16 protein-coding genes are annotated in these 19,157 nt (G+C 69.1%); 3 read left to right on the forward strand and 13 right to left on the reverse strand.

From position 1 onward, the window contains the following. Positions 1-63: 63 nt before the first annotated feature. The 3 genes from ASG12_RS12730 to ASG12_RS12740 form a co-directional block, all read right to left on the reverse strand. Positions 64-582, reverse strand: a complete 519-nt coding sequence (locus ASG12_RS12730) for a DUF3145 domain-containing protein (protein ID WP_045823151.1) — start codon at positions 580-582, stop codon at positions 64-66. Between the two features lie 122 nt (positions 583-704). Beyond that, positions 705-1,550, reverse strand: coding sequence for a serine hydrolase domain-containing protein (locus tag ASG12_RS12735; RefSeq protein ID WP_055790059.1), 846 nt, complete (start codon positions 1,548-1,550; stop codon positions 705-707). A gap of 21 nt (positions 1,551-1,571) precedes the next feature. Then, positions 1,572-2,702, reverse strand: coding sequence for an NDMA-dependent alcohol dehydrogenase (locus ASG12_RS12740; protein ID WP_055790861.1), 1,131 nt, complete (start codon positions 2,700-2,702; stop codon positions 1,572-1,574). A gap of 226 nt (positions 2,703-2,928) precedes the next feature. On the opposite strand from ASG12_RS12740, the gene ASG12_RS12745 reads away from it, so the two are divergent. Next, positions 2,929-3,108: a hypothetical protein gene (locus tag ASG12_RS12745; protein ID WP_055790062.1), complete on the forward strand. Its 180-nt coding sequence runs from the start codon at positions 2,929-2,931 to the stop codon at positions 3,106-3,108. Between the two features lie 135 nt (positions 3,109-3,243). Next, entirely contained in the window at positions 3,244-4,551 is a 1,308-nt protein-coding gene (locus ASG12_RS12750) for a GGDEF domain-containing protein (RefSeq protein WP_156378088.1), read from the forward strand. 4 nt (positions 4,552-4,555) lie between these two features. Here the strand turns inward: ASG12_RS12750 and ASG12_RS12755 are convergent, their stop codons facing one another. Beyond that, positions 4,556-5,260 carry a hypothetical protein gene (locus tag ASG12_RS12755; RefSeq protein ID WP_200932778.1) on the reverse strand — a complete coding sequence of 235 codons (705 nt, stop codon included), beginning with the start codon at positions 5,258-5,260 and terminating at the stop codon, positions 4,556-4,558. Between the two features lie 294 nt (positions 5,261-5,554). Between ASG12_RS12755 and ASG12_RS12760 the strand changes: the two genes are divergently transcribed. Beyond that, on the forward strand, positions 5,555-7,687 hold the full coding sequence (locus tag ASG12_RS12760) for an Rv1355c family protein (protein ID WP_055790067.1): 2,133 nt from the start codon (positions 5,555-5,557) through the stop codon (positions 7,685-7,687). A 30-nt stretch (positions 7,688-7,717) separates the two neighbouring features. Here the strand turns inward: ASG12_RS12760 and ASG12_RS12765 are convergent, their stop codons facing one another. The 9 genes from ASG12_RS12765 to ASG12_RS21260 form a co-directional block, all read right to left on the reverse strand. After that, positions 7,718-9,220, reverse strand: coding sequence for a sugar transferase (locus ASG12_RS12765; protein ID WP_327197951.1), 1,503 nt, complete (start codon positions 9,218-9,220; stop codon positions 7,718-7,720). Between the two features lie 192 nt (positions 9,221-9,412). After that, the gene (locus ASG12_RS12770; protein WP_055790072.1) at positions 9,413-10,015 is read right to left on the reverse strand and encodes a TetR/AcrR family transcriptional regulator; all 603 of its coding nucleotides are present in this window, start codon (positions 10,013-10,015) and stop codon (positions 9,413-9,415) included. Between the two features lie 6 nt (positions 10,016-10,021). Then, positions 10,022-11,218 carry a lipase family protein gene (locus ASG12_RS12775; protein WP_055790864.1) on the reverse strand — a complete coding sequence of 399 codons (1,197 nt, stop codon included), beginning with the start codon at positions 11,216-11,218 and terminating at the stop codon, positions 10,022-10,024. Continuing rightward, complete coding sequence (locus ASG12_RS12780) at positions 11,215-12,744, reverse strand: beta-galactosidase (RefSeq protein WP_055790075.1); 1,530 nt, start codon at positions 12,742-12,744, stop codon at positions 11,215-11,217. Before ASG12_RS12780 ends, ASG12_RS12775 begins: the two co-directional genes overlap by 4 nt. Positions 12,745-12,824: 80 nt before the next feature. Then, positions 12,825-14,120, reverse strand: coding sequence for an acyltransferase family protein (locus ASG12_RS12785; RefSeq protein WP_055790865.1), 1,296 nt, complete (start codon positions 14,118-14,120; stop codon positions 12,825-12,827). Between the two features lie 336 nt (positions 14,121-14,456). Next, positions 14,457-15,728 (reverse strand): alpha/beta hydrolase, encoded by a 1,272-nt coding sequence (locus ASG12_RS12790; RefSeq protein ID WP_055790078.1) that lies wholly within the window; start codon positions 15,726-15,728, stop codon positions 14,457-14,459. A 14-nt stretch (positions 15,729-15,742) separates the two neighbouring features. Next, positions 15,743-16,438 (reverse strand): YveK family protein, encoded by a 696-nt coding sequence (locus tag ASG12_RS12795; RefSeq protein ID WP_055790081.1) that lies wholly within the window; start codon positions 16,436-16,438, stop codon positions 15,743-15,745. Further along, a complete protein-coding gene (locus tag ASG12_RS12800) occupies positions 16,435-17,760 on the reverse strand; it encodes a lipase family protein (protein ID WP_156378090.1) in 1,326 nt (441 codons plus the stop codon). The genes ASG12_RS12795 and ASG12_RS12800 overlap by 4 nt, the downstream gene beginning before the upstream one ends. A gap of 13 nt (positions 17,761-17,773) precedes the next feature. Next, positions 17,774-19,126 carry a polysaccharide biosynthesis tyrosine autokinase gene (locus ASG12_RS21260; protein WP_162243426.1) on the reverse strand — a complete coding sequence of 451 codons (1,353 nt, stop codon included), beginning with the start codon at positions 19,124-19,126 and terminating at the stop codon, positions 17,774-17,776. Between the last annotated feature and the right edge of the window lie 31 nt (positions 19,127-19,157).

The following is a 19,157-nucleotide window of genomic DNA, read 5'->3' on the forward strand; positions in this document are numbered from 1 at the left end:
AGGCCCTGGACCTCGGAGGTCCAGGGCCTTTCTCGTCGTATGAGTCGCGTCGTGAGGGTTCGCTCAGCCGACGCGCTGGTGCAACCAGGTGACCTCAGCGCCGGCGCCACCCATGCGGAACTCCTCCAGGGCCGAGTCCCAGGCGGTGCCGAGCGCGGCATCGAGGCGTCCGGCGAGTCCGATGCCGTCGGCCTGGGCGTCGAGCATGGCGCGCAGCTGCATCTCGCCGATCATCACGTCGCCGTTGGCGCTCATCGACCCACGCCACAGACCGAGTCCGGGGACGTGGCAGAAACGTTCGCCGTCGACGCCGTCACTGGCGTTCTCGGTGACCTCGAAACGCAGGGGCGACCACTCACGCAGCGCGTTGGCCAGCCGCGCGCCGGTACCGACCGGACCGGTCCAGTCGACGGTCGCCCGTTGCAGACCCGGCGCCGCCTCCTGCGCGGACCACTTCAGGTTCGCGCGGGCATCGAGGGTCGACGACAGAGCCCACTCCACATGCGGGCACAACGCGGTCGGCGACGAGTGGATGTAGACCACGCCCGTCGTCCGGTCCGCGAACTGTTCGAGAGTGCGCACTGTTCCAACCTCCGGGATGTCGACGAGGAGCGTCTTCCCCAACGACCTTGCGACATCCGGCGATAGCACACTGTGCACCGCAAGTGTGCCTCATGTGACCCGTGTTGCGCCAGTGCACAGTGTTATCGATCGTGAATTGCTGCGACCACGTCGTCGTTGAACTCCGACCACAGGGGCTTGGCCCAGGCCCCGAAGTCGCGATCGGTGAGCACCACGCAGGCGGCGTCGATCGTCGGATCGACCCACAGGAACGTGCCGGACTGCCCGAAGTGACCGAACGTCGCGGGCGAGTTCGACGCCCCCGTCCAGTGCGGCGACTTCTCGGCCCGGATCTCCATCCCGAACCCCCAGTCGTTGGGCCGATGCCTCCCGTACCCGGGCACGAAGCCGTCGAGGCCCGGGAACTGCACCGACGTCGCCTCGGCAACCGTCGACGCCGCGAGCAGTCGGGGTGCCAGGAGTTCGGCGGCGAACACGGCGAGGTCGTCGACCGACGACTCCGCACCGTGACCGGCCGGCCCGGTCAGCGCCGTCGACCCCAGCCCGAGCGGCACGCAGACCGCCTCGTGGAGATAGTCGGCGAACCCGATGCCGGTCGCGGTGGCGACCTCGTCGGCGAGGACCGCGAAGCCCGCGTTGGAGTAGATCCGCTTCTCCCCCACGCCGGCCTCGATCGCCACGGTGTCGCCGTCGGCGGCGTCGAAGGCCAGACCGGCCGCGTGCGCGAGGAGGTGGGCGACCGTCGACCCGGGTGGGCCGGCCGGCCGGTCGAGGGTGACGGCCTCCTCCTCGACGGCGACGAGCACCGCGTAGGCGCTGAGCAGTTTGGTCACCGACGCGAGCCGGTACACCCGTCCGGCGTCACCGTGGCGGGCGACGACCTCACCACCGACCACCACCGCGGCCGACACCGAGTCCACCGGCCATCCGTCGAGCTGATCGAGTACGGGCTGATCGAGTTCGGGCACCCGGTCATCGTGTCAGACGGTTCAGTGATCCTCATCGGTGAAGCGGATGACGCCGCGGATGTTCTTGCCGTCGAGCATGTCCTGGTAGCCCTCGTTGATCTGCTCGAGGCGGTACTGCCGGGTCACCATGTCGTCGAGGTTCAGCTTGCCGGACTTGTACAGCGACAGCAGCATCGGGATGTCGAGCTTGGGGCTCGAACCGCCGAAGATGGTGCCCTGCAGGTTCTTCTGCAGCAGGGTGAGCATGGCGAGGTTGAGCGTCACGTCGGTCTCCATCATGGAGCCCATGCCGGTGAGGACGCAGGTGCCTGCCTTGGCGGTGATGCCCATCCACAGGTCGACATCGGAGCCGTGCACCTCACCGACGGTGACGATGACCTTCTTGGCCATGCCGCCCTCGGTGACCTCGGCGATGGTCATCGCCGCCTCCTCCACGCTCGCGGAGGCGTGGGTGGCGCCGAACTTCATGGCCTGCTCGCGTTTCCACTCGACGGGGTCGATCGCGAACACGTTGCGTGCACCGGCGAGCACCGCGCCCTGCAGGGCCGAGATGCCGACGCCACCGCACCCGACGATCGCCACGTCCTCGCCCACCTGCACCTTGGCGCTGTGGGTCGCCGACCCGAATCCGGTGGGCACACCACAGCCGACGAGGCAGGCGACCTCGAAGGGGATCGACGGATCGATCTTCACCACCGAGGTCTCGTGCACCACCATGTACGGCGAGAAGGTACCGAGCAGAGTCATCGGGTAGACGTTCTCCCCCGCTGCGGTGTGCACGCGGAAGGTGTTGTCGGACACGGCCTCGCCCTGCAGGAGCATCGCGCCGAAGTCGCAGAGGTTGCTCAGCCCGGAGCGACAGGACGGACATTTGCCGCACGAGGGGATGAACGACAGCACCACGTGGTCGCCGACCACGAAGTCGGTGACGCCGTCGCCGACCGCCTCGATGACACCGGCACCCTCGTGTCCACCGAGCACAGGGAATCCGGCCATGGGGATGCCGCCGGTCACCAGGTGATGATCGGAGTGGCACATCCCGGCCGCCTCCATGCGGATGCGCACCTCGCTCGCGCGGGGCTCGCCGATCTCGATCTCCTCGATCGCCCACTTCTCGTTGAAGTTCCTGAGCAGTGCACCTTTGGTCTTCACGAACAACCTCCACATCGTCGTCGGGTGATGACCCGACGTGTCCTAGCGGTGACACTAGTCACTCAGAGGCAGAAATGGAACGTGTTCTACTTCCGCGTCTGCGCGTCGTCGCGCAGGGCCGGCACGGGCGTCGGTGACACCCGTCGGTGACACCCATCGGGGGACGCCCGTCGTGGCACGCCGGTAGTGTCGCGAGCGATCTCGTCGCGGGCCGAGTCTGGAGTGGATGATGGCGCCCCTGATCGAGCGATTCCCCTCGCACTGCCCGCTCGGCCACCGTCTGGGCAGCCGCCGGATGCTGGTCGGCTGGGACAACCGGAGCGACCCACCACAACGGATCTGGATCTGCGGTCGCTGCGACATCGTCATGCACAGTGCGGATTACCCGTGGCCGTCGGCCGACTGACTTGTGGGCTGTCACAGCATCGATGACGCCGATATGGAAAGCCTCGGCAACGACCCGTGACACGGTCCCACCACCCCGGATGTCCGGCGTGCAGACCTGTGACGAAACGGCGATGAACAGGGCATAGTTGTCGTCGTGCACACGGACCCGGAGACGCCGAGCGGCCCTGCGGCGAGCCCCGATCCGCTGCCTCCCGCGGCCACCACGCGCCCGCCGGCGGGACTGCCGCGGGAACCGGACAGGCGGGCCGACGCCGCGGTCGACGAGTCGCGCCGCCGCCGGATGCACTCCATCTCCGAACTCGACACCGATCCGCGCACCGGGGTCGTCGTCGGTCGGGGGCGCGGCTCGGCCACCGCGAGGATGATGCGCAGGTTCGACGCACGCTCGGCCGCGGTGCTCCTCAGCACGAGCGGATCACTACCCCTTCCGGTCCTCGGATTCCTGCAGCCTGCGTTCATCCGTGACGGCGGTCTGCCGTGGCTCGTGACCGTCTGGATGTTCACGCTGCTGGTCTTCAGCACCACGCTGGTGGTGGGGCGCCTGGGCGACCGACTGTTCGCCGTCTTCGGCTTCATCGGGATGGTCGGGATCGCGGTGGCCGCCTACGTGGTCACCGAGCCCGCCGCGTCGGGGGTCATCATCACCCTGCTCGCGGCCATACCGGCGATCGCGGCGATGTCGTCGTCGCGCCGCGTGGTCGTGTCGTTCTCGATGTTCGCCGTCGCGCTCGCGATCGGGCTGGCGTTCATCGACGTCACCTCCGTCGTCGGCGTCATCGTGCGGTGCGGCGCCGGCGTGGCCAACGTGATGGTCCCGGTGTTCATCGTCGCCGCGTTGCGCAACTCCCTCGAGGTGACGATGGAGCGGTACGCCGTCCTCGGCGACACCGACCCGTTGACGGGTCTGCTCAACCGGCGCGGATTCCTCGCCCGCAGCGGCGACCTGCTGGCGACCGTCGCGACGGCAGGTGATCAGATCGGGTTCCTGCTCATCGACGTCGACCATTTCAAGGCGATCAACGACCGCCTCGGACACGCCGTCGGCGACACCGTCCTCGTCGACACCGTCGCCGCGATCACGTCCGCGGCCCCGCGGAGCAGTCTCATCGGACGGTTCGGCGGCGAGGAGTTCGTCGTCTTGTGCGGCACCACCGGTCAGGCCGCGCTGTCGGCCACGGCCGAGCGGATCCGCGAGGCGGTGGCCGCGGGATCGACGGTCACCGTGAGCATCGGCGCCGTGGCGGCGCCGCTGTCGAGCACGCGATCGGGTCGTCCGAACATCTCGCATGTGATCGACCACCTCACCCATCTCGCCGACCGGTGGGTCTACGTGGCCAAGAGCGCGGGACGAGACCGCGTGGTGTGCCTGTCGTCGTCACCGATCCACTTCGTGGAGGGCAACGCCGTCGGCGCCGTGGCTCCGGCCCGCCGGATGGCGTGAGGGATCAGGCCGCGTGACCGCTGCGGTCCATCGAGTCGATCCTCTCGGCGGTGCCGAGCAGGGCGTCGGGACCGAGCAGTCCGACGGTGTCGTGGCGCATCTGGGCGTACACGGTCGGGTCGGCCTGGCCGGCGAGTGTCGCGGCGTCCCACCACATCAGACTCGTCCGGTAACGGTCGTCGGGATACGGCGACGCCGGGACGGTCTTGTCGACGCGGCCACCCGAGGACGACCATCGACGCAGCACGTGTTCGGCGGCGGTGGCCATGATGTACCGCACGCCCGTGGCGGAGACGATGGGCAGGGCCACGCGCGCCAACAGCGACGACACCGCCGACGGGTCGTCGGCCAGCGGGTTGACCCAGGCGGTCTTCACCTCGACCACGCCGGCGTCGAGGCGTCGCTCGATCGCATCGATCAGCGCGTCACGACCGTCGCACCCCGACCACTCCTGCAGCGCGTGGGTCTGGTCGACCGAGACGTAGGCGCCCTGCACCCGAAGCCCACCGAGCAGTACGTCGCGGTCATCGGTCACCGCGAAGAACACGCTCGTGGAGGTCCCGTCGACGACGGCGTCGTAGTCGAGGGCCGCGGAGACCCGATGAGCCCGGTAGACCGCTCGGGCGCCGTCGAGACAGCGGATCCAGAGCTCCGGCGCGGCGTCGGGGGTGGCCATGGTGAGTCGGCACCCGCTCGACGGATCGGTCATCGTCGTCACACCGGCTCCGGGGAGCCGGTCGGCAAGACGGGATGAGGACGGCACAACTGTTGCGACGGACATCGCGCACCTTTCTGCAACGGGAGAACTCCGGGATCGGGACACGGAGACGACGTCGGCAGAAAGACCATTCTTCAATGTCGAATAATGCACAGAATTCAACGGAATACATACGCCATATGCGTTGGTGAATGTCCCCCGACAACCCCGTACGACAGTCGATGATGATTCTCGACATCGCCCCCGGGAAACCATTAAACACGCTTTCGGAAAAGAGGGATCGACATGTCCGATCATTCATCGACGATTTCTTCACGCCCGACGTCGGACCAGGCCACGGTCGAGATCCTCGACCCCCGCGACGATCGCGACCGTCTCCGCATCGCCACCCTCCGAGACGATTACGCCGTACGGGTGACCGACACGCTGGCGGCGCAACGGACCTCGCTGGGCGAGGTGGTCCCCGCCCCTGACAACCACGACCTGCACGACACACGGTGGGTCTTCTATCCGTGGCGGTCGACTCTCGTACACCTGTTGGGACCCAGCGGCTTCCGGCGCCTGCGGCTCGATCGGAACCAGAACAAGATCACCCTTGCCGAGGACGCCATGCTGCGCACGCGCCGGATCGGCGTGGTCGGCCTGAGCGTCGGGCACTGCATCGCCCACACCATCGCCGTCGAGGGACTCGCCGGCACGCTACGGCTCGCCGATTTCGACGAGATCGACCTGTCCAATCTCAACCGTGTCCCGGCGACGGTCTTCGACATCGGCGTCAACAAGGCGGTCGTGGCGGCACGACGCATCGCCGAGATCGACCCCTATCTGACGGTCGAGATCATGCCGGTCGGCATCGACGAGACCACCGCTGCGGCCTTTCTCGACGGACTCCATCTGGTCGCCGAGGAATGCGATTCCTTCGACGCCAAGGTGCTGATCCGTGACCGGGCACGCGCCGCCGGGATACCCGTGATCATGGAGACCAGCGACGGCGGTGTGCTCGATGTGGAGCGCTACGACCTGTCGCCGGATCGCCCGCTGTTCCACGGACTGCTCGGCGACATCGACGCGGCGGGCCTGGCCGGACTGACCGCGGGTGAGAAGGTGCCGCTGGCGCTGGCCCTGCTCGACCCCACGCGCGTCACCTCGCGCATGGCCGCCTCGGCCCTCGAGGTCGGGGCGACACTGGCGACGTGGCCGCAACTCGGTGGCGACGTCGCACTCGGTGGCGCATCGTGTGCGGCCGCGGTGCGGCGTTTCGGGTTGGGCCTTCCCCTGCCGTCCGGTCGAGTGCGCATCGACATCGAGGCGGCGCTCGATGGCGTGCACGACCCCCTCGACGACCTGCCGACCACACCACCCCCGACAACGACACCCCCGATCCCCGACGTCGCCGCGACCTTCGGGTCACTGCCCGACGCCGAGGCCGTCGCGTACGCGGCGTCACGCGCGCCGTCGGCCCACAACAGCCAGCCCTGGTCGATCGCGATCGACGCCGAGGGGATCGACGCGCGCATCCGGGAGACCGGGCCGCCAGGCACCACAGATCTCGAGCGCCGGATGAGTGCGGTGGCCCTCGGTGCGCTCGCCCACAACATGGAGGTCGCGGCGTCGGCGCGAGGACGGTTGGGACGCACGACGATCCGCGAGGACGGGATGCGTGTCCGCCACGAGATGGGCGCCGGCACCGACCACCGGGCGTGCGACATCGACCTCGTGCTGCGGCGCGCCACATCTCGACTCCCCGGTGACGGCTCGCCCCTGGGGCCGACGGAGGTCGAGGCGCTCACCGCAGCGGGTGCCCATGTGCACGTGCTGACCGACCGGACACGCCTCGAGACCTGCGCCGCACTGCTGGGCGACAGCGCCCGCATCCGGCACCTCACGCCGGCACTCCATGCCGAGACGATCGGGGCGCGGCGGCGTCCGGGGTCAAGAGATCCCGACACCGGCGTCGACATCGAGTCCCTCGGTGTGCCGGTCGCCGCGCGCGGGATGCTCGACCTCGTCTCCCGCCCCGACGTCATGGCCCACCTCGAGGCCTGGGGCGCCGGATCGGCGCTCGGCGGGCCCACCACGGGTGTGGCACGTTCGTCGTCGGCTCTTCTCGCGATCAGCGTCGAGGACTGGGACCGGGCGAGTTTCGTACGCGGCGGGATGGCGACCGAGGCGGTGTGGCTGCGGGCCACGGCTCTGGGGCTCGCGGTGTCACCACTGGTCCCCCCGTCGCTCTACGCCGCCGACGACGAGGAGCGACACCGGATCTCACCCTCGCACGCCACCGCGCTCGCGGTGATCGACCGGGGTCTGCGGCACGGGTTCGGCCTCGCCGAGGACGCGCCGGTGGCGGTGATCCTGCGGGTGTTCCGCAATCCGACGCCCGTGCCGGTCAGCCGACGGAGGCCACCGCTGGCGTGACGCCCGAGGCGGGAGAGCGAACGTGACGGATCAGTACGCGCCGTCGCGGGAGACGACGGCCTTCGCGGTGCGCCACAGGATGAGGATGTCCTGCATGATCGACCAGTTCTCCACGTAGGAGAGGTCGAGACGCACCGACTCCTCCCACGAGAGGTCCGAGCGGCCCGAGACCTGCCACAGGCCGGTGATGCCGGGACGCACCAACATCCGGCGTGTCACCACGTGGTCGTAGGTCTCGACCTCCTCCCGCAGCGGCGGACGCGGACCGACGAGGCTCATGGAGCCACCCATCACGTTGAACAACTGGGGCAGTTCGTCGAGGCTGTACTTGCGGAGGAACTTGCCGACGCGGGTGACGCGGGGGTCGTCGGCCATCTTGAACAGGACCCCGTTGCCCTGACTCTGGCCGGCCAGCATCTGCCGTTGCGCGTCGGCGCCGACGACCATGGACCGGAACTTCCACATCGGGAACGGCTCGTTGCCCAGTCCGACACGTTCGCCGCGATAGAAGACGGGGCCCGGCGAGCTCACCTTGATGGCGATCGCGCAGGCGAGCATCACCGGCGAGAGCAGGATCAGCAGGACCGCGGTGGCGCTGCGGTCGAAGGCCGACTTGAGGAAACGGTTCGCGCCCTCGTAGGCGGGCTTGTCGATGTGCAGCAGCGGGAGTCCCGCGACGGGCCGCACCATCATGCGCGGGCCGGCGACATCGGTCACACCGGGCGACACCAGCATCTCGACGTCCATGTCGTCGAGGTCCCACGACAGTTCCCGCATCGCGGAGTGCCCGAGGACCTCGGCGGAGGTGACGGCGACGGTGGTGGCACCCGACAGCGCGACGGCGCTGCGGGCGTCGGAGAAGTCGCCGAACACCGGGATCAGTCGTCCGCACGACTCGATGATCTCGGGATCGGTCGGCTTCTCGACCGGCACGCACAGTCCGACCACCTCGAACCCCAGCTCGGGGCTCGCCTCGAGTCGGTCGATCAGCGGCCGGGCCGAGCGGACTCCACCCATGATGAGCACCCGTTCGAGGTACTTACGGGATCGGCGCATGCTGACGAGGTAGCGCCGCATGCTCCAGCGGCTCAGCAACAGCAGTGCGGTGCCGAGCGGGAACGCGATGGCGAGGAAGCCGCGCGCGACACTCAGGGCCATCAGCTGATCGACGATCGCGAACACGCCGAAGGTGGTCACCGAGGAGGTGAGCACCCGGCTGTACTCGTTGGGGCCGCTCCCCAGCACGCGACGGTCCGAACTCTGCGTGATGCGCAGCATCCCGAACCACCACACGACGATGGCACCCGCGACGAAGATGGCGGGCCAGCTGAAGCGGCCGAGGGTGTGGGTGAGGTGGTACCCGAACCGCACGATGAGCGCCGTGGCGACGGCGATGGTGATGACGACGAGATCGACGATGCGGGCGCGCGCGGCGTACTTGTACATCCAGTGCTGAGAACGGGGCTGGACGAAGCGGGCGTCGGTCGCGGGAACAGTGGAGCGTGCGTGCGGGCGGAACGGCAACGAGGTCACGACACTCCCTTCATGACGACCACAGTCGAACCGGTCTGCGGACGAACTGGTTTCTCAGCCTAACTGGTTTCCCCGCGCGGTGAGCGTGCTTGTACGAGGTCTTGACGGCTACATCTGATTCTGCGTGACCGGCGTTACGTACAGGCGTCCATCAGGGGCGCCGCCAGATGAACTGGCGGTCGATCGGTGTGGTCAGGTCGGTTGCTCGGCGGCGGCTCGCGCCATCGCGACGAGCAGATCGCGCACCTGCGGGGTGGGCACGTCACGCAGCCGTGGCGAGGAGTTGATCAGACCGAAGACCGCATGTGCCCTGGTCCGCGCCTCGTCGCGCGGTACCGCGAGGTGCTCGACGAGGACATCGGCCCAGATGTCGACGTACTCGCGTTGCAGACGCCGCACGAGGTGCCGGGCGTCGGTGTCGAGCGAGGACAGATCACGGAACTGGACCTCGATGAGATCGGGTTCGGACACCGCGAAATCGACGTGGCGGTCGATGAGGGCTCCGAGGACCTCCGCCGCCCCGGGCGCGGCGCGGGCGGCGCGACCGCCGGCGAGCAGCCGACGCGACACGTCGATCAGCAACTGTGCGAGCAGGTCGTGTTTGCCCTCGAAGTGCCGGTACATCGCCGGCCCGCTGATACCGACCTCGGCCCCGATGTCCTCCAGTCGGACGGCCGCGTACCCGCGGCGCGCCATGAGATGCGCTGCAGCACGCAGGATCTCGGCTCGGCGCGCTGCCTTGGCGACATCACGTGCGGTGGGCTCGGATCGGCCGCTCCCGACTACCGCCGACACGACGCCTCAGCAGTCCTGCTCGGAGGTCGCGCCGGCGAACCGCGACTGCAACCACGGCAGAGCGTTGTCGAGGTTGATGTCGCCGTGCCCCTTACCCGCCTGTTCGCTGATGGTGAGGCGGTCGCCGAGCGCGCACGCCTTCGCGACCGCGGCCTGGGTCCAGGCCTTGTCGATGTAGGTGTCGGCGTCGCCGTAGAGCACGTACATCGGTGCGCTCACGGCCTTGCGTGGCAACGCGTACGACCTCAGGAGGTCGGTGAGGCGCGCAGCCGCCTCGTCGGTGCGGGGTGCGAGGTCGAACGGCCCTAGCGCGTCGGCCGCGGCGTCGCGTCGGCTGACCAGTGGGCCCGCGCACGCCGAGAGCACGTCCCAGTTCGTGACCGCGCTGCCGCTGCGGTAGTCGTCGCGGACGATGTCGGGGTGGGAACGGGCGGCCGCCTCGACGACCCACTGCAGGGCCGGGGCCTGGTCGCGGGTCAGGGTGCCGGCGCGGGCCTTCGCGACGAGCCCCACGACATCGGCGGCGGGTACACCGGCGACGACACCGACGAGGTCGAGTTCGGGTGCGTAGGTGCGGGCGTCCTCGTCGGCGGCCCAGATCGCACCACCGCCCTGCGAGGAACCGAACCCACCCCACCGCGGGGAGATGTCGTCGAACACCGAGCGCAGGGCGCGCACCGAGTCGATGACGTTGCGGCCTGCCGTACCCGAGTCCAGGTAGGGGTGGACCCCGGCCGCGCCCAGTCCCTGGTAGTCGGCGATCGCGACGGCGTACTTCGCGCCGAGGAGTCCCTGCGCGAGGCCGATCAGCCCGTGCAGGTCGCTCGACAACGACGGACCGCATTCGGTGTTGATGCCGAGCGTCCCGTGCGCGACCGCCACGACGGGCCACCCGCCCGCCGGCGCCTCACCGCCGGGCTTGAAGACGGTGCCGCTCACGCGTGTGCGCTTGCCGGAGGAGTCGGTGGACACGTACTGGACCACCGAGCCCTTCACCTTCCCGAGCTTCATCAGCAGCGGGAGGTCGTCCATCGGCGTGGCCGAGAGCACCGAACCGGGGGCGTCACCGCCCCGGGCGGGATTGTCGGTGCCGTCGGGGTTCGACAACCCGACGACGAGCACGACCACCACGGCCACGACGAGCACCAGGATGATCGCGATGCTCCATGTGACCGGTCGGGTGAGCCCTGCGGGCCTCCTCACACCGGGTCCACGGTCACCGAGCCACGACCCGGCCTGCGCAGGGTCGCGAACTGGCACCGGACCACGGTGGTGTCGCCATCGCGGAACTCATCGGTCATCGGTAGTCCGAACTGCGGTCGCCATGCGTCCAGCATCTCACCCGACAGCGGGTGCGCGCCGGTCCGAGGTGACCAGAAGTACTCGGTGGGCACCAGATCGTCGACCGGTTGCCGCCCGTCGACCATCGGGCCCGTCGGTGTCGATCCCGCTCGATCCATCGCGGCCACCACGGCGGTCGGCGAGGCGAAGCACCGGTCCATCCAGCAGGTGACCGCTCCCCCGGTGAACTCCTGCCGGATCTGCTGCGTCCCGCGCGGTGACGCCTGGCGGTACCACGGGGTGACCGGGCCGCCGATGGGGAACTGGGCACGCGAGGACGCCCCCAGCACGCGCTGGTACACGACGTCGTCGTTGAGGCTGCCGGCGATGAGGCTCTTCAACGAGGTGTAGAGCGGCTTGGCCGAGAAGTCGACCCGCATGATGCCGAAGGTGTCCTCGCGATCGGAGGAGTCGTCTTTGCGGTCGCGCAGTTCCTGGACCAGGATCGGGCCCGCGAACGACAGCTGGGACCACTCACGGATCGACTCGGTGATGATCGCCGCCTGGGTCGCGGCGTCGGAGATCGGTGTGCCCGAGGTCGGGAACCCCACCTCGGTGGCCCAGATCTTCTTCTCGCCGTCACCGTGCGCCTGCATGACCGAGTACATCCCGGCCACCATCCGCATCGCCCCGTCCGGATCGAGGGGGTCGGTGGAGTACGAGGTGGGATAGGAGTACGGGTGCACCGACAGCGCGTCCATGTACCGCCCCGCCCCGGCGGCGTACATCTTCTCGACGAACGTGCGGCCGTTCATCGTCGTGGAGGTGTCGACGGCGGTGGCGACAGAGCCGCCGAGGACCGTGATGCGTGAGTCGGCCGCCTTGATCTGCCGATAGGCCGCCTTGAGCATCGACGTGTAGAACACCGGATCGGGTCCGGGACGGAAGAAGTACCCGCCGTTGGGTTCGTTCCAGATCTCGAGCGTGGACACGCGACCCGAGTAGCGCTCGGCGACGTCGCCGGCGAAGCGACCGAAGGCGGCGGCCGAGGCCGGGCGGCGGGTGAACTGCGAGGATCCGCCGATCTGCCAGCGGGGCGTGTAGTCGATGACGCCGACGATCTCGATCCCGTGGGCTCTCGCGGCGTCGACGACCCGGTCGACCGGCGCCCAGTTGAAGACACCCTCGACGGGTTCGACGAACGGCCAGGCGATGTCCAGACGCAGACTGCGGACCCCCAGGTCGTTCATCGCCGACATCGACCGTTCGAGAACCGTGTCGTCCTCGACGATCAGCATGCTGCCGCCGTTCACGCCGATGGGCACCAGCTCCGGTGCGGCGGCCACGGGGGTCGGACGGGTCGACTCTGTCGAGGTGGCGGTGTCACCGGCGGGATCGGTCCCGCAGGCGGTGGTGAGCACCATCAACGCGACGAGGACAGCGACCATCGCCGACGGAGCGCCCCGGCCGTGAAGTCGTCTAAATGGACGTTGATGGTCGTTAATAAGTTGACTCTAGCGAAACCTCGCTACTTGATACGCAACTTGCGGGCGTATTTCAGCCCGGGCTCCTCCACGAAGCGGTAGGTCACAGCGGCACACGCGACCGAGAGAACGCCGACGATGGCCAGGTTGCCGAGCATTCCGCCCACGCTGTCGCCCGCGAGCAGGCCCCATCGTCCCAGCGCGATCAGCAGCGGGAAGTGCCAGAGGTAGATGCCCAGCGAGATCTTGCCCAGGTACTCGAACGGCGCGAAGTCGAGGATGTCGGCCATCCGGGAGCGACGACCCTCGGCGAGCGGCAACACGATGATGAGGATGAACAGCCCCGCGGCCAGACCGGTCGCGGTCACCTGGAAGTTCGACTTGAGGGCGAGCAGCGCCAGCATCGCGACCGTCGACACGACGAGCCCCACGATCGACCACCGCCGCAGCCGCGTGCCGAGTCGCGATCCCTCGGGACCGACCTCGACGGCGACGAACAGCACCGCCGCGGCCATACCGAACGCGAACGCGTCACTGCCGCCGAGGAAGCTGCGCAGCACGACCGCCGACCAGTTGGCCCCGAAGTTCTGCTCGGCGATGTCGGTGATGCCGGCGCGGTGCGCGAGGTGGTAGGCGAACACCTTGCCCGCGACACCGATGACGACGAACAGGATCGGTGGGATCAGACCGATGACCACCGGGTTCCACTTCATCCGGCGACGCAGTGCGAACATCAGCGCGCCCACGATCGGCAGCGCGAAGTAGAACGCGTACTCCAGCGTCAGCGACCAGGACGGGTTCACGCCGGTCTGGATGAGGCTCGGGAAGTACGTCTGTACGAGGAACAGGTTGGCGACGAACGTCCACGGATCGGTGATCATCCCGGTGCCGGCTTGCGAGCCGATGACCAGCGACTTCTCCGCGTTGGTGAGGTACGCGGCCTGCAGGGCGAAGTTCGCGATCAGGAAGATCACGATGTAGACGGGGAAGATCCGCAGGAGGCGGTGGATGACGAACTGCCGCACGTCGGGCTGCTTCGGGGCGCCGAGGAACAGGGCTCGGACGAAGGGCAGGAAGAGCAGGAAACCCGAGAGTCCGAAGAAGAAGATCAGCGCCTGCCCCAGGATCCCGATCTTGCTGTCGACAGTTGTGTCGGGTGAGTAGTGCGCGGCCACGTGGACGACGAGGACGGCGATGCAGGCGATTCCACGTGGTCCGTCGAGCCCCTTGATACGGCCGCGACGACGCGGCGCCACCGTTGCCGTGACCGGTGTCCCGGAGATCGCGGAGGCCGGCACGACCGGGATGTGTCCGGTCCGGTGCGGGGTGTCGGCGGTCATGAGGTCGACCCCGCCACACGCCATACAGCGGCGGGTCGGGCGGTCGTCGACGAACTGGCGGCCCCGGTCTCGAGCTGCGCTGAGGTGTTCACCGTCACCGTCCGTTTCGTGGTCTGCGGCCTCCGACGCACAGGTGCGGCAGAGGCGAGCTGGCGTCACGGAACGGCACAGCGTGCCGATGGATCACCGCAACGAGGTCACGAGAGTGATGGTAGAAGCCGTTGCACGGTTTCGCAGGCCCCCCGGCCACCCCCTGTGGGAGTCGACGTACCCGACCCCACGCGCTCACCCTAACCGCCGTGGTAAGGCGTCACCACTCGGACGAACCGCCCGGCCTCAGGTCAGACGCCCGCAATCGTTCACGACGGCCCGGTTGTTGAACCGGTTCTGCAGCCAGCTCGTCGCGATCGAGATGTCGATGTCGGCGTGGCCACGGTCGGGTTGCAGCACCGACTGGATGGTGTCGCCGAGGCGGCACGCACGGGCGACGGCGTCGGTGGTCCACTGCGGTGTCACCAGCTGATCGCGCCCGCCGTAGAGCACCAGGATCGGTGCCGCTGCCCGGCGGACCGGCAGACTGCGGCGCGCCAGGAGCGCGGTGAGCGCGTCGGTGGCCTCGGTCGACGACGGTGTGAGGTCGTCGGGACTGATCTCCTTGATGACCGCTGCGCGGCGCTCGGTGAACGCAGGGCTGCACTGCGACAACAGATCCCAGTTCGATTCCACGACACCCCGACGGTACGAGTCCAGGTCGAGGTCCGGGTTCTCGTGCTTGAGCACCAACAGCATCCACTGCATGAGGCCGCGCTGGTCCTCGGTGAGCCTGCGCTGTGCCGCGGCCTGCGCCAGCGGCGCGATGTCGAGCGGCGGCGACGCGGCGGCGGTGCCGAGGAGGTCGAGGTCGGGGGCATAGGAACCGGCGAGCTCGTTGGCCGCGAACACGGCCTGCCCACCCTGCGAGGTGCCCAGAGCCGCCCATCGGTTGGACACCGACGGCGACAGGCGGCGCGCGGCGCGGACCGAGTCGATGACGTTCATGCCCTCGGTCGCGGCGTCGAGATAGGGGTGTGTCGGTTCGGTCACACCGGGTGCACCGAGGCCCTGGTAGTCGGACACGGTGACCGCGAAGCCCTCGCTCACCAGACCACTGGCGATGATCGAGATCCCCAGCAGCGTCGGATCGAGGGTCGGTCCGCACTCACCGAGCACACCGGTGGTGCCGTGGCCGAGCGCGATGACCGGCCAGCCACCGGTGGGGGGCGTGCCCGAAGGGATGAAGATCGCACTCGAGACCTCGGTGCGACTGTCGTCGATGCCCGAGGTCGAGCGGTAGACCACGCGGGCGGCGATCGACGACGCCGCGCTCACACGTCGGTCGAGCAGCGGCATCTCGTTGGCGCTGACGATGGAGCCGACCCCGGTGTCGCGGGTGTCGACGGCCAGCGGCGCGCCGATGGTCGACTGGGCGGGATCGGAGTCGGCACTGTCGGAGTCCGAACCACAGGCCACGGTCGTGGCGAGCACAGCTGCGACACAACCGATCACCGCGAGCGAACGGACTCGCCCGACCACCGGTCCGCGCGATCGGTCGGTGTCGCGCTTCGTCACAGGTCTCCGCTTCGTCATGTTTTCCTCAGTCCTCGGACATCGCGCAGTGTGTGCAGGGCATCGCGGCCGTCCCCGACGCGGTTGCCGATCATGTTCGCCCCGATGAGCGCGATCGCCGCGACGCCGAACCCGATGGCGCCACCGAGCCCGATCGCCTGCGTCAGGCTGGTCTCGGTGGCCGCGCCCGCCGGGGTGGCGGCGTCGACCACGAACAGCTCCGACTGCACCGACTCCGTGCCCTCGGGTTCGAGTTCGCTCACCACCTGTCGCATCTGATCGGCCATCGACGAGGCGAGCGTGGTGGCCGCCTGGGCGGTGTCACCGGTGGTGACGATGCGGAACACCGCACTGTTGGGCACCGGGAACACGGTGATGCGCGAGGCGAGGTCCGCGGTGGTCACGCCGTCGCCGAGCACCTTCGCCCGGTCGGCGACGAGCACCCGCATCAGAACCTGTTGTGACAGCGCGAGGTTGCGCATGGTCTCGATCTCCGCGCGACCGGACAGATCGCTGGCGTACGCAGCGACGACCGACGGCGGTCCGGGCGCCTTCGCGACCATCACGGCCTGGCTCGTGTACTCCGGCTTCTCCATGCTCTGCGCGAACCACCCGACGGCCATGCCGCCGATGACGGCGACGAGAACGGTGATCCACGACCGGCGCAGGATCCGGCCGTAGTCGCTCATGGTCGACGTGGAGGGCGACTTCACGGGCGATCCCCGCAGTTCGTCACGTTGCCGCCGCCGAGTCGCAGGGTGTTGACGAAGTCCACGGCCTGATCGGCCTTGAGATCCTCCTGGGTCTCCCCCGCGCGACGGACCACGAACAGTCGCTGACCGTCCTGGCAGGCCTTCGTGATGGCGGCCTCGGTCGGACCGACGTCGGCGACCTGGTCGTCGGTGCCGTAGATGATCAGCGCGGGCTGCTTGTTCGCGCCCACCGGTACCGCACGCGCGGCGATACGCGACTTCAGGAACGTCGCGGCCGCTATCGAGTTCGGTTTGAGGTCGTCGGGGCCCAGCGAGGTGATCGCCCGCCCGATGTCCTCCACCGATGTGCGCGCGGTGGGCAGACACTGCAGGAGGGTCGGCCAGATGCTGCGCGCGTACGGCGACCGGTAGTCGTCGAGGTTCATCGACGGGTTCGAGTCCGCGATCGACTGCAGGGTGTAGATGTACACCGAGTACTGCGCCGGGTTGAGGGTTCCGCTGACCGCGCGGTCGACGAGTCCGGTCATGTCGGCCCAGGGGGCGATCGACGCGGAGCCGAGCAGGTCGAGACCCTGGCCGTAGGCCACCGACCGGTCACCCGCGGCCCACGACGCCAGCCCACCGAGGGCTCCGCCGTAGGAGATCCACTTCGTGCTGACCACGGTGGGGTTGAGGGCGTGTGCGGCGCGCACGGCGTCGATGAGGTTGTTGCCGTAGGTCGTGGCGTCGAGGAACGGTACGACCGGACCGGACTGACCGATGCCCTGGTAGTCCGACATGACCACGACGTATCCGGACACCGCGATGTTGGCCATCACCTCGGCGTTGCCGAGCATCGACCCGAACAGCGACGGCGCGCACTGCGGCTGGATTCCGGAGTTCGGTCGGCCGTAGGCGACGACCGGCCAGCCGCCGTCGGGCGGCGGACCGTTGGGCACGACAACGACCCCCGACACCTCGGTGGGCGAGTTGTCGAGCCCGGAGGTCGAGCGGTAGACGATCCGCCGGATCGACACCCCGACCGAGGACAGGTCGGGGTCGACGGGGGTGGGCGGGTCCTGCAGCGCGACAACGCCGCCGGGGCTGCGCGAGTCGCGCGGCTGCGTGAGCGTCACGGTCGGGTACTGCGACACCAGCGCCGGTCCCGACACCGAGGGGTTGATGGGTACCGAGGTGTTGTCCGGCGGCGACACCGAGCAGGCCGCGGTCACCGCGACCGCCAGCATCGTGGTGGCGCCGAGCAGGATTGACCGAGCCGTCCGACGATCCGGACGGCGTCGCACCGGTGCGGCGTCCGTCGACCGCCGAAGCGGTCGTGTCATGCCCGTGACCCGCTCATCCACGCTCCGAGTCGGCGGCGGCCTTCTCCGACGCACCCGACACCGCGGCGTGGGTCACGGCCACACCGACCACCTGGACACCGAGCGCCACCAGCGACTCGACCGACGACTTCAGGCCGGGGCGGGTGGTCCGGTTGAGCCGCGCGAGCACCACGGTCGCATCGGAGAGTGCGGCGCACACCGCCGCCGACGTCGAGGCGTCGGTGGCCGGCGTGTCGAGCACGACGAAGTCGAAGCGGCGACGGGCCTGGGCGAGGACCTCGTCGAAGCCCTCCGAGGAGATGAGCTCGCCGGCCGTCGGCGGTCGCTTGCCCGCGGGCAGCACGGCGAGGTTCTCGCGCAGACGAACCACGTTCGACACCAGGTCGCCCTCGCCCACCACGGCCGACGACAGACCCTTGTCGGAGGTGATGGAGATGGCGCGGGCGATGCCGTTGCCCGCGAGGTCGGCGTCGATGAGCAGGACGTCGTGGCCGGAATCGGCGAGCACGCCGGCGAGTCCGAGCGCGACGGTCGTGCGGCCGACACCCGCGCCGGGTCCGGTGACGGTGATGACGCGCGGCGAGGTGCCCGCGGCCGACGCGGAGGCACCGATGAAGCGGATGTTCGTGCGCAGGGTGCGGAAGGGCTCCATGCCCTCCCCGCTGCCGGTGACGGCGGCCTCGACGTAGAGGTCGCTCGTCGGGATCTCGGCGAGGAGGTGGTGCCCGCTGCTGGTGGCGACCGAGGCGCTGTCACGCACCCGGCGGTCGAGCAGTGCGAGACCGACCGCGACGAGGATGCCCACGACGAGACCGGCCGCGACACCCATGATCAGCAGGATCCAGACCGAGAACCCGACCGGGGTCGACGGCAGGTCGGCGTCGTCGAGGACGATGGCCGTCGCCGCGGCACCGCCGCCGCGACGCGACGTCTCGAGTTCCTGGACCACGACGGCGGTCTGCTGGGCGACGGCGTTGGCGTAGGACTGCGCACGACGCGGTGAGGAGTCGGTGACGGTGACGGCCATGATGACCGTCTTGTCGATGGCCGCAGCGGTGGTGTGGGCGCGCAGGGTGTCGGCGCTGACCGCCCCACCGAGCGCGGCCGACGCACGACGCGCCACCTGATCGCTCGTGGCGATGGCGGCGTAGGAGTTGACGCGTTCCTGCGCGAAGAGGTTGTTCTGGTAGGACTCGCCCACCGACGACCCGCCCTCGGCCGTCGCGAACAGTCGCGACGTCGCGGCGTACCCGGAGTCCTGGAAGAAGACGCTGTAGGCGTATCCGCCTGCTGCGCCGATCACGGCGAACACCACGATCACCCACCAGAACTTCACGAATATCCGTACATACTCGCGAATAGCCACGCGATGGACTCCCTTCAGGCCGGAGAAGCAT

The organism is Williamsia sp. Leaf354, from assembly GCF_001424365.1.
Taxonomy (GTDB): Bacteria; Actinomycetota; Actinomycetes; order Mycobacteriales; family Mycobacteriaceae; genus Williamsia_A.